This is a genomic window from Neorhizobium galegae (assembly GCF_017877135.1).
GTDB classification, from domain to species: domain Bacteria; phylum Pseudomonadota; class Alphaproteobacteria; order Rhizobiales; family Rhizobiaceae; genus Neorhizobium; species Neorhizobium galegae_A.
Window position 1 is genome coordinate 394,424 of the sequence record NZ_JAGIPH010000004.1, and the last position, 14,323, is coordinate 408,746.

Annotated in this window: 13 protein-coding genes and 1 tRNA gene; 6 read left to right on the top strand and 8 right to left on the bottom strand. The window is 62.3% G+C overall.

Annotated elements, in window-relative coordinates; genetic code table 11:
• Complete coding sequence (locus J2858_RS14745; RefSeq protein ID WP_210105560.1) at window positions 1-3,342, bottom strand: DUF2126 domain-containing protein; 3,342 nt, start codon at window positions 3,340-3,342, stop codon at window positions 1-3.
• On the opposite strand from J2858_RS14745, the gene J2858_RS14750 reads away from it, so the two are divergent.
• A complete protein-coding gene (locus J2858_RS14750; RefSeq protein ID WP_210105561.1) occupies window positions 3,332-3,679 on the top strand; it encodes a hypothetical protein in 348 nt (115 codons plus the stop codon). The two genes, J2858_RS14745 and J2858_RS14750, sit on opposite strands and share 11 nt — an antisense overlap.
• 38 nt (window positions 3,680-3,717) lie before the next feature.
• Here the strand turns inward: J2858_RS14750 and J2858_RS14755 are convergent, their stop codons facing one another.
• Entirely contained in the window at window positions 3,718-3,921 is a 204-nt protein-coding gene (locus J2858_RS14755; protein ID WP_210105562.1) for a DUF2735 domain-containing protein, read from the bottom strand.
• Between the two features lie 433 nt (window positions 3,922-4,354).
• Here J2858_RS14755 and J2858_RS14760 point away from each other — a divergent pair, with 433 nt between their 5' ends.
• Window positions 4,355-5,395, top strand: coding sequence for a glutamine synthetase beta-grasp domain-containing protein (locus J2858_RS14760; protein WP_210105665.1), 1,041 nt, complete (start codon window positions 4,355-4,357; stop codon window positions 5,393-5,395).
• Window positions 5,396-5,513: 118 nt separating this feature from the next.
• On the opposite strand, the gene J2858_RS14765 is transcribed toward J2858_RS14760, so the two are convergent.
• Window positions 5,514-7,304, bottom strand: a complete 1,791-nt coding sequence (locus J2858_RS14765) for a chloride channel protein (RefSeq protein ID WP_210105563.1) — start codon at window positions 7,302-7,304, stop codon at window positions 5,514-5,516.
• Between the two features lie 314 nt (window positions 7,305-7,618).
• Here J2858_RS14765 and J2858_RS14770 point away from each other — a divergent pair, with 314 nt between their 5' ends.
• A complete protein-coding gene (locus J2858_RS14770) occupies window positions 7,619-7,948 on the top strand; it encodes a GCG_CRPN prefix-to-repeats domain-containing protein (protein WP_210105564.1) in 330 nt (109 codons plus the stop codon).
• A gap of 111 nt (window positions 7,949-8,059) precedes the next feature.
• On the opposite strand, the gene J2858_RS14775 is transcribed toward J2858_RS14770, so the two are convergent.
• From J2858_RS14775 to cpdR1, 4 genes are all read right to left on the bottom strand, one after another.
• Entirely contained in the window at window positions 8,060-8,719 is a 660-nt protein-coding gene (locus J2858_RS14775) for a hypothetical protein (RefSeq protein ID WP_210105565.1), read from the bottom strand.
• Window positions 8,720-8,985: 266 nt separating this feature from the next.
• Window positions 8,986-9,363, bottom strand: coding sequence for a PH domain-containing protein (locus J2858_RS14780; protein ID WP_210105566.1), 378 nt, complete (start codon window positions 9,361-9,363; stop codon window positions 8,986-8,988).
• 275 nt (window positions 9,364-9,638) lie between these two features.
• Window positions 9,639-9,713 (bottom strand) — tRNA-Val (locus J2858_RS14785).
• A 105-nt stretch (window positions 9,714-9,818) separates the two neighbouring features.
• Complete coding sequence (gene cpdR1 / locus J2858_RS14790) at window positions 9,819-10,181, bottom strand: response regulator CpdR1 (RefSeq protein ID WP_210105567.1); 363 nt, start codon at window positions 10,179-10,181, stop codon at window positions 9,819-9,821.
• Between the two features lie 178 nt (window positions 10,182-10,359).
• On the opposite strand from cpdR1, the gene J2858_RS14795 reads away from it, so the two are divergent.
• Both J2858_RS14795 and hisN read left to right on the top strand, forming a co-directional pair.
• Entirely contained in the window at window positions 10,360-11,244 is an 885-nt protein-coding gene (locus J2858_RS14795; RefSeq protein WP_210105666.1) for an N-formylglutamate amidohydrolase, read from the top strand.
• A gap of 300 nt (window positions 11,245-11,544) precedes the next feature.
• Window positions 11,545-12,315 carry a histidinol-phosphatase gene (gene hisN / locus J2858_RS14800; RefSeq protein ID WP_210105568.1) on the top strand — a complete coding sequence of 257 codons (771 nt, stop codon included), beginning with the start codon at window positions 11,545-11,547 and terminating at the stop codon, window positions 12,313-12,315.
• Window positions 12,316-12,324: 9 nt separating this feature from the next.
• Here hisN and J2858_RS14805 read toward each other — a convergent pair whose 3' ends face one another.
• Window positions 12,325-13,293 (bottom strand): alpha/beta fold hydrolase, encoded by a 969-nt coding sequence (locus J2858_RS14805; protein WP_210105569.1) that lies wholly within the window; start codon window positions 13,291-13,293, stop codon window positions 12,325-12,327.
• A gap of 484 nt (window positions 13,294-13,777) precedes the next feature.
• On the opposite strand from J2858_RS14805, the gene J2858_RS14810 reads away from it, so the two are divergent.
• Window positions 13,778-14,260: an Hsp20 family protein gene (locus J2858_RS14810; RefSeq protein WP_210105570.1), complete on the top strand. Its 483-nt coding sequence runs from the start codon at window positions 13,778-13,780 to the stop codon at window positions 14,258-14,260.
• The last annotated feature ends 63 nt before the right edge of the window (window positions 14,261-14,323 follow it).

Below are 14,323 nucleotides of genomic sequence, written 5' to 3' on the forward strand. Positions count from 1 at the left end.
TCACACTCCTCTCGGCCGACGCATGTCGAGCGTCAGCGGAAACTCCGGCGAGACTCGCTCCGGCGCCACGTCGTAACGGCCAGCCGTATGCCCCCATGGCTCGAAGCGCGCAAGCCTGCGGGCCTCCGCCTCGTTACCATTGACGGGGAAAGTCTCGTAATTGCGACCGCCCGGATGCGCCACATGGTAGACGCAACCGCCGATCGAGCGGCTGGACCAGGTGTCGTAGATATCGAAGGTGAGCGGCGTGTTGACCGGCAGGACCGGATGCAGGCCGGCTGCCGGCTGCCAGGCCTTGAAGCGCACGCCGGCAACCGACGCGCCCGAACGGCCGGTGGCGGCAAGCGGCACGGCCCGGCCGTTGCAGGTGACGCGGTAGCGCTCCGGATTGTCCGTCTGCAGCTTGACCTGCAGGCGCTCGACCGAGGAATCCACATAGCGCACGGTGCCGCCGATGGCCCCCTGTTCGCCCATCACGTGCCACGGTTCCAGCGCTTGGCGCAGTTCCAGCTTCACGCCCTCGTATTCCACCTCTCCGAAGAAGGGGAAGCGGAATTCGAGCTGGGCGGCAAACCATTCGGGGCGGAAATCGAAACCATGCTCCCGAAGGTCCGCCAACACGTCCATGAAATCGGCCCATACATAGTGCGGCAGCATGAAGCGGTCGGCTAGCGCCGTTCCCCAGCGCACGAAGGAGCCCTGCAGCGGGTTTTTCCAGAAGCGGGCAATCAGCGCGCGCACCAGCAATTGCTGGGCAAGCGACATGCGCGCATTCGGCGGCATTTCGAAGCCGCGGAATTCCACAAGCCCAAGCCGTCCCGTCGGCCCATCCGGCGAAAACAGCTTGTCGATGCAGATTTCCGAACGGTGGGTATTGCCGGTGACGTCGGTCAGGAGGTTGCGGAACAGGCGGTCCACCAGCCAGGGCAGGGGTGCCGGCCCGGTGCCGGGCAGGGGCACCTGCGCCATGGCGATTTCGAGTTCGTAGAGGCTGTCGTGGCGGGCCTCATCGATGCGGGGCGCCTGACTGGTCGGGCCAATGAACAGGCCGGAGAACAGATAGGAGAGCGCCGGGTGCCGCTGCCAGTGCAGGACAAGGCTTTTCAACAGGTCCGGCCGGCGCAGGAACGGGCTGTCATTCGGATTGGCGCCGCCGACCACCACATGGTTGCCGCCGCCGGTGCCGGTATGGCGCCCGTCGATCATGAACTTGTCGGCGCCGAGCCGGCTCTGGCGGGCTTCCTCATAGATGGCGGTGGTGATGTCGACGCAGTCCTGCCAGCTGGAGGCCGGGTGGATGTTGACCTCGATGACGCCCGGATCGGGCGCGACGCGAATGACGTTCAGCCGCTCGTCGTGCGGCGGCGCATAGCCTTCAATGTGGACGGCAAGGCCAAGCTGGGTTGCAGCGCGTTCGGCAGACGCGATCAGATCGAGATATTCCTCGATGCTGACGGTCGGCGGCATGAACACGCAGAGCCGTCCATCGCGCGCTTCCACGCTGATGGCCGTGCGCACGAAACCGATGATTTCCTCGCTCACCCGCTGCTGCGGCTGCGAATTTTCGGCCGTCGGCTCGAAATGCGCTGCCGAAAGCTTGCGCTCCTTGATCTGGGAAGCGGCTGGTTCCTCATGGAAATCCGGCAGCGGCGCGCGCTCGATCGTCGGGTCCATCGGGTTGATATAGGGGTATTGCGAGGGCGGAATGTATGGCAGCGAGTTCAGCGGCAGGCGGTAGCCGACGGGGCTGTCGCCGGGCACCAGAAAGATGCGGCCGCGGCGCGTGCGCCATTTTTCGCTCACCCAGCGCATGCCGCTTGCCCGGCTGTTCCAGGCCTGCACGGGCAGCACATAGCCGGACGGCCTTGTAAGCCCGCGCTCGAACACGCGCGCCAGGCGGTTGCGCTCTTCCGGGTCCTTCAGCTTGGAATTGGCCGGATCGACATTGTCGGGAAGGTTTGCTTCCCGCAAAATCCATTCGCCCGGGTCCTCGAAGGCCGGCACCACCATGTCGGGCGTAATGTCCAGTTCGCCGGCAATGGCCGTCAGCAAGCGTCCGGCATCCGCTTCGGTGACCTTGTAGTCCTCGCCTTCCTCGGCAATCAGGCTGGCATCGCGCCAGATCGGCTTTTCGTCGCGGCGCCAGTAGAGCGAAAAGGTCCAGCGCGGCAGGCTTTCGCCCGGATACCACTTGCCCTGGCCGTAATGCAGGAAGCCGCCCGGCGCAAAACGTTCGCGCAGCTTGCGGATGAGGATGTCGGCCTTGTCGCGCTTGGTCGGCCCGACGGCTGCCGTATTCCACTCGTCCGACTGGAAATCGTCGATCGACACGAAAGTCGGCTCGCCGCCCATGGTGAGCCGCACGTCTTCGGTGGCCAGCACCTTGTCCACCTTGCGGCCCAAGGCATCGAGTGTCTGCCAGCTCTCGTCGGAAAACGGCTTTGTGATGCGCGGATGCTCGGCGACGCGCGACACACGCATGTCGAATTCGAAAGAGGTTTCAGCCTCGCCGAAATAGCCGCCGGAAATCGGCGCGGCATTGCGATAATGCGGGGTGGCGGCCAGCGGGATGTGGCTTTCGCCGGTCAGAAGCCCCGACGTCGGATCGAGCCCGATCCAGCCGGCGCCCGGCAGATAGACTTCCGCCCAGGCATGCAGGTCGGTGAAATCCACTTCCGTGCCGGACGGGCCGTCGAGGGCCTTCAGGTCCGGCGTCAGCTGGATCAGGTAGCCGGAAACGAAACGGGCAGCAAAGCCCAGGTGGCGCAGCACCTGCACGAGCAGCCAGCTGGTATCGCGGCACGATCCGCGCGCCGTCTGCAGCGTCTGCTCGGGCGTCTGAACGCCGGGTTCCATGCGGATGACATAGCCGATATCGCGTTGCAGGCGCGCATTGAGGCCGACCACCATATCGACGGTGGGTTGGTCCGGCGACCAGTCCACCGTCTTCATGAAGGCCGACAGCAGCGGCCCGGGCTCTTCCGGCTTGCGATAGATCGACAGGTCCTCGATAAGATCCTGCGGATAATCGAAGGGCCAGCGGGTGGCTTCCTCCTCCACGAAGAAGTCGAACGGATTGTAGACCGTCATGTCGGCGACCAGATCGACCTCGATCTTCAGTTCCGTCACCGGTTCCGGGAAGACGTAGCGGGCAAGGTAATTGCCGTAAGGGTCCTGCTGCAGGTTCACGAAATGGTTCGACGGCGAGACTTTCAGCGAATGGCTGATGACGCGCGTTCTGGAATGCGCGGCCGGCTTCAGTCGAATGATCTGCGGCCCAAGGCGAACGGGCCTGTCATATTTGTAATGAGTCAGGTGATAGATACTGGCCTTGATCGACATGGAACTCCTTGTCGGGTTCCCTCAAATGGACCCGGCGCGCATGAAGGCCCAGAGTTTGTGCAATGCAGGAGAAGAAAGCAAGGCGCTTCCACGCATATCCGGCAAAGTGCGACGGCATGCGCAAGCAGACCGGAAGGTGATCCGGACAAGAGAGGAGCGGCGGGCGGCATTTTACCATGATGCGGCGGCGAAATCTGTCGCTCGTTCTGCGGAAGAGCTTGATTTTCTGCCCTTTTATGTTTCGGGCTGCCGTAATATGAGGCGCGTGTTCCAGGCTGCGAGGCGGCTTGCAGCCGCCGCACCTCCCCAATTGCCCATTGAGAAGGCTTTAGCCTAATATTTGCGCTGTTCTGCCTGTCTTGTGTGCAGATGCGCTCAAGCGTGCGGCTTGACGGGCTTGTCGGATCCGCTGATCGCTTCTTCGTGATACCAGCTCCCGCCAAAGGCGAGGTCGGTATGACGCACCACTTCTGCCTGCTTCTGAACCTCGACACGCGGTGCGCGCTCGCGCAGCCGGCGGATGCCGCCAGCGGGGAAGGGGATGATCTGCGCAGTGGTGGGTTCGATTGCGGTGGCCATGGTCTTATCCTTCGTTCATTCTTCCATTCCAGGAGGCTTATTTGCCTAAATTTCGATCACGATGCATTCTTTTGCATCTTCTTGGTGGTCTAATTTTATGCATTATGCCCAGAATCTACGCATTTGGCAACTGCGATAAGTGAGGGCTAAGGAATGAGGGGGCGTGGGTGGAGCCGTGCTTGACGATCCTCCCCCCTCAACACGCGAAGCTTCGTCCGGTTCCATCCAAGCGCTGTTGAGGGCGCTACGTGATGGCCGTCACCGCCGCGGGCTGGACTGTCGGATACGGTGGGAAATGGGCAGCGCTAGAGGCTCTGCTTCCAACTGGCACGCATTATGCATTTCCACTGGCAGTCCCGGCGGTGGCGCCCATGATGCGGTGCCCTGGCGCGGGATGTGCTCACACCTCGCAGCATAGAAACGAGAGATGACTATGACGAAATACAAGCTCGAGTATATTTGGCTCGATGGTTACAAGCCGGTCGCCAATCTTCGCGGCAAGACGCAGATCAAGGAATTCGACGAATTCCCGACGCTTGAGCAGCTGCCGCTCTGGGGTTTTGACGGCTCGTCCACCATGCAGGCCGAAGGTCATAGCTCCGATTGCGTCCTGAAGCCGGTCGCCGTCTATCCTGATCCGGCCCGCACCAATGGTGCGCTGGTCATGTGCGAAGTCATGATGCCCGATGGCGTCACGCCGCATCCGTCCAACAGCCGCGCCACGATCCTCGACGACGAAGGCGCCTGGTTCGGTTTCGAACAGGAATATTTCTTCTACGAAAACGGCCGTCCGCTCGGCTTCCCGGAACAGGGTTATCCGGCTCCGCAGGGTCCGTATTACACGGGCGTCGGCTTCAAGAACGTCGGTTCGGTTGCCCGCGAAATCGTTGAAGAGCACCTGGATCTCTGCCTCGCCGCCGGCATCAACCACGAAGGCATCAATGCCGAAGTGGCCAAGGGCCAGTGGGAATTCCAGATTTTCGGCAAGGGTTCCAAGCGCGCCGCCGACCAGATCTGGATCGCACGCTACCTTCTGCTGCGTCTGTGCGAACAGTACGGCATCGATGTCGAGTTCCATTGCAAGCCGCTCGGCGACACCGACTGGAACGGTTCGGGCATGCATTGCAACTTCTCCACCACCTTCATGCGCGAAGTTGGCGGCAAGGAGTACTTCGAAGCGCTCATGGCAGCGTTCGCGAAGAACTGGAAGGAGCACATCGACGTTTACGGTCCGGACAACCATCTGCGCCTGACCGGCAAGCACGAGACGGCTCCGTGGAACAAGTTCTCCTACGGCGTTGCTGACCGTGGTGCCTCGATCCGCGTTCCGCACTCCTTCGTCAAGAACGACTACCGCGGCTACCTCGAAGACCGCCGCCCGAACTCGCAGGGCGACCCCTACCAGATCGCCTCCATCGTTCTGAAGACGATTGCCGAAGTGCCGACGGCTGACTACGCCAAGAGCGCTGCATAAGCCTTCTTACCCAAGACTTTTCATGACGAACGGGCACCGGAGCAATCCGGTGCCTTTTTCATTTGCGCTGAGGCAGGCGGCGCAACTCAGGGAGCGCGGTGCGTCATGGGCGGAGGTGTCAGACTTCGCCCACGGCCTCGCGGCGGCGCCGATCCAGTTCTTCGCTGTAGCGGCGCAGCGTATGAGCTTCGCTGAGCTGGCCGACTACCCGCCGGTCGATCAAGTTGCTGATCACCGGCAGCGCTTCGGCACGGGCATGGTCAAAGATTTCGGCGGCCTGCTTGGCGTTCATCTGCGGCAGCAGGAAATCGTTCTGGTGGCTGACGAAATCGGCAAGCTGCGTGCGCGGCCGGGCGGTTTCCGCCTCTTCGGCATAGATGTCGGGCAGGGAAATCAGACCTGCATAGCGGTCCTGGTCGTCGAGCAGGATGACACGCTTGGCCGAGCCCAGCGGAAAGGCCTCGCGAAACTCCGCAAGCGGCACGCCAAGCTTTGCGCATTTCACATCGGCACGCATCAGCTTTTCGACGGTGAGGTTTCGGATCCAGCCGACGTCATGGGCGCTGCGGATGCTCTCACCGCGCAGGTGAAAACGCCAGGTGGCAAAGGAATAGCCGAAGGTGGTGCGCACCACGAGCGACGAGGTGATGACGGCGGCCAGAACCAGCGCGGTGATTGGAAAGTCGGCGGTGATTTCAAGCGCCAGAAACGTCATGGTGAGTGGCCCGCCGATGATGGCAACGGCAAGCGAGCTCATGCCGACCACCGCAAGCACGGTCGGTGTCAGCGTGCCGGTGGTGATGAAGTCGGCCGGCGTGCCGAAAATCTTGCCGATCAGCGAGCCCATGAACAGCGAGGCGAAAAACAGGCCGCCGCGGAAGCCCGAGCCGATCGACACCGCAGAGGCGAGCGATTTCAGCAGCAGGATGCCGATGAGGATTTTGGCCGGCGCCTCGCTGTCGAGGTTGAGATGCAGCGCGCCGTGGCCGGCAGACAGAACCTGTGGCGTGACCATGGCGAGAAGCCCGACGACGATGCCGCCGAGCGCCGGGCGCACATAAGGCGGCAGCGAGCTTTTACGCGCCAGTTCCTCGACAAAGGCGACGCCCTGCATGATGAGAATGCCGACACCGGCGCAGATGGCTCCGAGCACGATGGCCGGCACGTAGTCGGCCGGTGTGATCACGCCGATCTCACCCACCTCGATGATGAAACTGTTGCCGGAAAAGGCCCGCGCCGCGAAGGTTGCGATAATGGCGGCGACGACGACGGGGGCAAGCGCCACCATGCTGTAGGTGCCGATGATCAGTTCGAAGGCATAGAAAGCGCCGGTCAGCGGCGCGTTGAAGGCCGCGGCAATGGCGCCGGCCGCCCCGCAGCCGACGAGGATGCGCATGTCTTCGCGCCGCAGGTTGAGCTTGGTGCCGAGCTTCGAGGCAAGGCCTGCCGAAAGCTGCGTATAGCCCGCCTCCAGACCCACCGAGGCGCCGAAGCCGTTGGAGATGAGGTTCTGGCCGGCAACGATAATGCTGTCGGTGAGCGAGATGCGTCCGCCATAGAGCGCGTTCGCCTCGATCGGGTCGACGATGGCGCGCTTGCGCCGCCGGGCGAGGATATAGAGCACCAGCCCGAGCAGAATGCCGCCGATAATTGGCGCCACCAGCACCACCAACTGGTTTTCGATGGTGGACGAACTCAGCCAGTCGTCGATGGTGATGCCGAAGATCAGGCTGTGTAGGCTGCGCGACAGGAAGCTCATGCCGCTGACGGCGGTTCCCGCCGCAAGGCCAATCAGCACCGCGGCGAGAACCAGGCCGATCTCACTGCCGCGGGCAAAGGCCTTTTTCTTGGCAAGCTTGATCCAGGTCTGGCCCAGTCGCAGCGGTGAGGCAATGGAGAGCGTCTTCATCGGGCAGCACGCCCTCCTGATGGGCTTGTCGGTCGCACGGCAAACGGTTTTCCGCGGCCAGGTCCTTTGCGCCTCCCGTCTTGGCTCTTCAGGCCACAGGCAGGGGAGGATGTCGCGGTTGATGTCATAGCTAGGCAATTTTCGTCGAATTCGAGGCGGTGAAAGCAGAAATTTCCAGAATATTTTGTCGATCCTGCAAAATTTTGCCCCGGTGCCGGTCTTGAAAAGCCTCTGGCGGATGAACGGACGATTCAGCCGACATTCAGCTGTCGCGCTCAATTCTGTCCCCGTCGCTTGACACGAGGTACACGACCATGAAGTCTTTTTTCCTTGCCGCAGCCCTGACCCTTGCTGGCGCCGGCGCCAGTCTTGCCCAGCCCGTACCCCGCGCGTTTGGCGCGGAGGCGCCGCAGGTCGCGCCATCGCGCCTCATCCAGCAGGTGGATTATGCCTGCGGGCCCGGGTGGCGTTTGAACCGCTGGGGTGATTGCGTGCCGCGTCGCGGGCCGCCGCCGCGGCGCTATTATCGCCCGCCACCGCCCGATTGGGGCTGGGGCCCGCCGCCGCCGCGTTACCGCCCGCCACCGCATTACAGCCATTGGGGCCCGCCCCGGGGAGACTGGGGTCCGCCGCCGCGCTGGTAGGCCGCGCGTCGGAACGGTCATCCGGTCTGGTATGTGACGTGAAGCAAGAAGGCGGGTCCTCGAAGGGCCCGCCTTTTGTGCTGCCTGATTGTAGAACTTGGAAGGGTTTGCTCAGCGCGATGCGCTCTGGCGCAGCAGGCGGCAGAGGTTGACGAGCGCCGCATCATAGCTTTGCGAGCTGATCGTGGCGCAACGCACCATCATCTGCCGGCGTTCGTCGCCCGACATGTTGCGCAGTGTCTGCATCTGCGCCGGCGTCAGGCTGCCGGGGTTACCAGGATTGCCGGGGTTGCCAGGGTTGCCAGTGCCGGGATTGCTGCCGGGACCGCCAGGAATGCCGCCGGGCGAGGTGCCGCCGATGCCGACATTGGCGCCCACGCCGACACCGCGTCCGCCGCCGACACCAAGGCCGACATCGGCATTGACGCCGCGGCTGCCGCCGATGGAGGCCGTGGCGCCGGCATCAATGCCGCGGCCGCCGCCGACATTGGCATTTGCGTCGGCGTTCACGCCATTGGCTCCGCCGACCGACGCATTCACGTCCGCGCCCGCAACGCTTCCTCCTCCCACATTGGCGTCAGCACCCGCATTGATGCCGGAACTGCCGCCGATGGACGCATCGGCCCCGACCCCCAGCCCATTGCTGGTGTTGACATCGACGCCGGCGCTGATGCCGCCCACCGATACACCAATATCCTGGGCGAAAGCCTGATACGGTATAGGGCTAGCAAAGGCTGCTGTTACCAGCAGTACACTCATGAATTTCTGCATGTTCTCCTCCACGTGGTAGACTGTGCGGAAGAACAACCACGAGAGGGGCAGGAGGTTTCAGGCCGAAAAGCTGTTAACGAAAATGTGAAGAGGTATTCGCAAGCAACACCGAAGCACACCGACCCTGCGGCTTGAGACGGCTGCAGGCTTGCGCTTGGCGCAAGCAAGAGGAGGCATTGCCCATTCATCGGGGCGGAGCACGGCGCTTGTTGCACTGCCTATGCTTCATGCTTGGCAATAATGGCTCTGGTCTTCGCGCCGATGTGCTAGCGCCAGACACCGGTTGCCAGCGCACGCTGAATGCCGCGCACATCGCTTCCCTTGCCAAGCGTGCGTTCAATCGGCGTGGCGCTTCCCGAAACCCAGATCTTCAATTCCGAATCCAGATCAAACGTACCGGCGGTTTCCACGGCAAAGCGCGTGATGGCCCGGTAAGGGACGCTGGTATAGCTGACCTTGCTGCCAGTCATGCCCTGGATATCGACGAGAATCAGCCGGTGCTGGGTGAAGACGAAAAAATCGCGCACGATACGGAAGGCGAGCTGCGGCGCCTCGCCGTCGATCAGCACGCCATCGAGGCGCTTGTTAAGATCGGCTGGATCGACTTTCGATCCGTGACCCATCAGGCTGTCGAAAAGTCCCATCGTCTTTCTCCCATGGCTGGTGTTGTCCACAGGGAGATAGGGGGCGCCTCGGGGAATTCATCCCCGACCGGTTTTGGCGCAGCGTCACGGGTGTCGAGGCTGTGGATAAGTTGCGGACGCCGGCGCGCAAGGGGTGGCATCAGAGGCCGTCGCGGCGGCTTTCGTCCTCGGCACGGCAAGCCTTTGTCAGAGGGCAGGTGACGCGCAAAATCTGTCGCCAGAGCCCTAAAACGGAAAAATCCGCCGAAGCGGATTTCTCAACGTTTAGAATGGAATGGTGGGCGTGACAGGGATTGAACCTGTGACCCCTACGATGTCAACGTAGTGCTCTCCCGCTGAGCTACACGCCCTTCCGTGACGCGGCATAGACCATAACAGGCTCGGCCCGTCAACCGCTTTTTTCACCGGTCGTGACTGTTTTTTGACAGTCGCTTCCGGAAGCCCGGAATCCCGGCTCAGGCAGCCAGAAGCTTGTTCACTTCGTCCACCAGATCGCGCAGGTGGAAGGGCTTGGAAAGCACCTTGGCGTCCTTGGGTGCCTTCGAATCGGAATTCAGCGCCACGGCGGCAAAGCCGGTGATGAACATGACCTTGAGGTCAGGATCGAGTTCGGTGGCGCGGCGTGCCAGTTCGATGCCGTCCATTTCGGGCATGACGATATCGGTCAGCAGCAGTGAAAACGGCTCTTCGCGCAGCCGGTCATAGGCGCTTGCGCCATTGTCGAAGGACGCCACCTTGTAGCCGGCCTTTTCCAGCGCCTTCACCAGGAAACGGCGCATATCGTTATCATCTTCGGCGAGAAGGATTTTTTGCATCATCAGGACCGTTTGTGGTTTCTCATGGTTCGAAAGGATCCGCACCCTACGCAGCCGCAGTAAAAAACCTGTGAATGCGCAAGGCGGCAACGCCCGCGGCAGTGGGTGTAGATAGTATGGACTTCACAGCGGGCAACTGGCAACATGGCGGTTAAGACAAGTTCACGGCATGGTAAAGGGCATGGATTGGGTGACGGGCGATTTTGACCCCTTCGAGGTGCGCGAGCCTGACACGCAGATCATTCCCTTCGTGTTCAACTCTCCCCATAGCGGGCGCCAGTATCCGGCAGAATTTCTCAAGGCATCGCGTCTCGACCAGATCGGCATCCGCCGGTCGGAGGATCACTATGTCGATGAGTTGTTTGCCGATGCCACGGCCCTCGGCGCGCCGTTTCTGGTGGCCAATTTTCCCCGTGCCTATCTCGATGTGAACCGCGAGCCCTATGAGCTTGATCCGCGCATGTTCGACGGCGCGCTGCCGTCTTACGCCAATATCGGCTCGATGCGGGTCGCCGGCGGGCTCGGCACCGTGCCGCGCATCGTGGCGGAAAACATGGAGATTTATGCGCGCAGGCTCTCGGTGGACGAGGCCCTGTCGCGGATCGAGACGATCTACAAGCCTTATCATGCCTGCCTGCGGCGCCTGATTGCGCGCACCCATGCCCGTTTCGGTCTCGCCATCCTCATCGATTGCCATTCCATGCCGGGAACGATCCGTGTTGCCGGCTCAAATGTGCGCCCGGATTTCATCATCGGTGATCGCTATGGCACCAGCGCCTCCGCCGACCTGTCGCGGGCCGCGCTGCATTTCCTGGAAGATATGGGGTTTCATGCCGTGCGCAACAAACCCTATGCGGGCGGCTTCATCACGGAGCATTACGGGCGCCCTGTGCGCGGCCTGCACGCGCTCCAGATCGAGGTCAACCGCGCGCTCTATGTCGATGAGGTCACGCTGCAGCGGCGGCCGGATTTTGACCTGATTGCTGGTGCACTCTCCACCTTCATGCGCCAGATGGTGGAATTTTCCGTCGGCTTCAGTGCCGACATGGCGCTCGCCGCGGAATAACGGCCCCTCCTGTATTTTATCCTGCGTGCAATGTGGTTGGCGCTCTCGCGCCTGCATGCGGCCGTGTGCAGGTCAAAAAAAACCGCGCCTACGGGCGCGGCTAAGTCTAGGGAGGAAACACCCAAGGAGGGTATTTACAGTCAAAAGACTGCGATCACGACGTTATGAAAGCTATGCTCATTTGTCAAGCAATTATTGCCTGTGATTAAACTTGAGGCATAGAGCATTTTGCAGGATCGGCTTGCCCCGGTCGACCGATCGGGTAGAAAGACAGGCACCCTCTCAAGCACGGGATATTTCATGTTGCCTGATCGCGCTTTCTTCGATGCCCTGGCCGATGCCGCCCGCCAACAGACCCTGCCGCGTTTTCGCACCGGCACCCTGGTTGCCAACAAGCTGGCGGGCGGGTTCGATCCGGTCACGGAGGCCGACCGCGCCGCCGAAACCGCCATTCGCGATCTCGTCACCGCCCGCTTCCCCGACCATGGGATTCTCGGCGAGGAGCATGAATCCATAGGCCTGGACCGCGAGCATGTCTGGGTGATCGATCCGATCGATGGAACCCGCGCCTTCATCTCGGGCCTTCCGTCCTGGGGCACGCTGATCGGCCTTTATGCCGGGGGACGGGCCGTGATGGGGATGATGGACCAGCCGTTTACCGGCGAGCGCTATTATGCCGATGGCACGGCCGCCTGGTATCGCGGTCCCGACGGCGAGCGGCAGATCCGCACGCGCGATTGCGGCACGCTCGCAAACGCAACGCTGTTCACCACCTCGCCGCATATCTTTGAGGGCGACGCCCTGGCGCGATACAAGGCGGTGGAAGACAAGGTGCAGCTGTTCCGCTATGGCCTTGATTGCTATGCCTATGTGCTGCTTGCCGCAGGCCATGTCGATCTCGTCATCGAAAACAACCTGAAGCCCTATGATGTCGGTGCCCTGATCCCGATCATCGAGCAGGCCGGTGGCATTGTCACCACTTGGGAGGGCGGACGGCCGGAAGCGGGCGGCAGCATCATCGCGGCCGGCAGCCGCGCCGTTTACGACGAGGCGATCGCCTATCTGAAGTGATCGGACGCGTCAGGCGGCGGGCTCGGAAAAATCCGGAATCGGCTCGCTTCCCGGCATGAAGGCCTCCAGCGCGGCAAGTGCCTGGGCGCGAAAAATATCGCGCTCCTGGAAGGTTTCATGGCGCGCACCGGTGATGGTGACCAACTGTCCGGCGCGGAAATTGCGCGAGAGCCGCTCTTGCGCCAGATAGGGCACGACCCCATCCAGCATCGGGGCGAGCAGCAGCGTCGGAATGGTGATTTTCGTCAGATGCGTCTGGGAGGAGACGCGGGCAGCGGTCTTCAGCGTCTCGTGCAGCCAGCGTGCCGTGGGTGCGCCGATGGTCAGGTCCGGCCGTGCGGCGATGATCTCTGCATTGCGCAGGAAGCGCTGCCGATCCGATGTGAGCGGGTTGCCCTCGAACGGGCGCTGGCTGCGGTCGGCGCCGAGCGATGTGGCGCCAAGCCCGAGGGTGGAGAGCAGCCGCGACAGCCGCCGGATCCAGGGTTCGGGCAGCGATTGCCCGGTCAGCGCCACATAGGGTGCCGCCAACGCCATGCGATCGATGCGGTTTAGCAGGCGAGGGGCCGCCGAAAGCGCAATCAGCGCGCCGGTGGAATGGGCGACCAGAAAGAAGGGCAGGCGCGCATCGGGCAGAACGATCTTTTCGAGAAACAGCTCCAGATCGCGCTCGTAATCGGCAAAGCGGCGCACATGGCCCTTGCGGGGATCATCAAGCAGCCGGTCTGATCCGCCCTGGCCGCGCAGATCATAGGTCGCCACCCACAGGCCCTTTGCGTTGAGGTCGCGGATCGTTTCGAAATATTTCTCGATGAATTCGTTGCGACCCTGAACGAGGACGACGGTGCCGCGCGCCGGCGACAGATCGGAGCGAAACAGGCCGTAGCGCAGCCGCGTGCCGCGATGGCCCTCAAAATAGCCGGCGACATGATTGTCGGGAACCGGATTGCCGGGCGTGGAAAAGAGGATGTCATCCATCGGCTTGCCGTCCTTCCTGTGCAACGCCTGCCGCGGGAAACACGGCAGACGTCGTCTGTCTGCTTCGACCGGCCAATGTCTGTTGGCGCAAAGCACCGGACCGTCTCGCTGGTGCAAGGGTTAGGATCTTGGCGCGCAGGCGTCAAAGAAAAAAGCCGGAGCCGGATTGCCGGCCCCGGCCAAATGACACTGAAGAGAAGGGACGTGGCTTCAGTGGCCGGCGGCAGGCCGCCCGGTTGTCGCCTTTCTCGCAGAGGGTGCCTGAACGGTGGTGGAACCGTCCGTTCACCCGCCGTTCAGCCGCAGATCCCGGCAGATGAGGTGACCTCGCTTTTTTGCAGCCAAAAGGTCTTGAAGCGGAAATTTAGAGCTCCCATCTGTCTGTCACGGACGCCGAAAGGGTCTGTAACCCAAAGGTGGCACAGCCAGAACGGGGTGCCGCCGTGAGACTGAACTTCGCAAACGTCGCTTCAAGGAGGACATCATGCGTCACGTCGATTTTTCGCCGCTCTATCGCTCCACCGTCGGTTTCGACCGGCTTTTTTCCATGCTCGATGGCGCAAGCCATCCCGAGCAGGCCCAGACCTATCCCCCCTACAACATCGAACGCACCGGTGAGACCACCTACCGCATCACCATGGCGGTGGCCGGCTTCGATGAAACCGAACTCAGCATCGAGGCCCATGCCCATGTGCTGACCGTGAAGGGTGAAAAGTCCGAGGAAGACAGTCAGGCCAAGAGCGAATACCTCTATCGCGGCATCGCCAAGCGCGCCTTCGAGCGCCGCTTCCAGCTGGCAGACCATGTGGAAGTCCAGGCCGCCTCGCTGAAGAACGGCCTTCTCCACATCGATCTTCTGCGCAACATTCCGGAAACCCTGAAACCGCGCCGCATCGCGATTGCCGCGGATGTGGTGGAAACGCCAAAGACCATCGAAGCCCAGGTGGCTCCGCAACAGGTCAACTGACGAGCGTCAACGTTCCGGCTGCAGACGGCCTCTCCCTGACGGGAGGGGCCTTTTTTCTGTGGG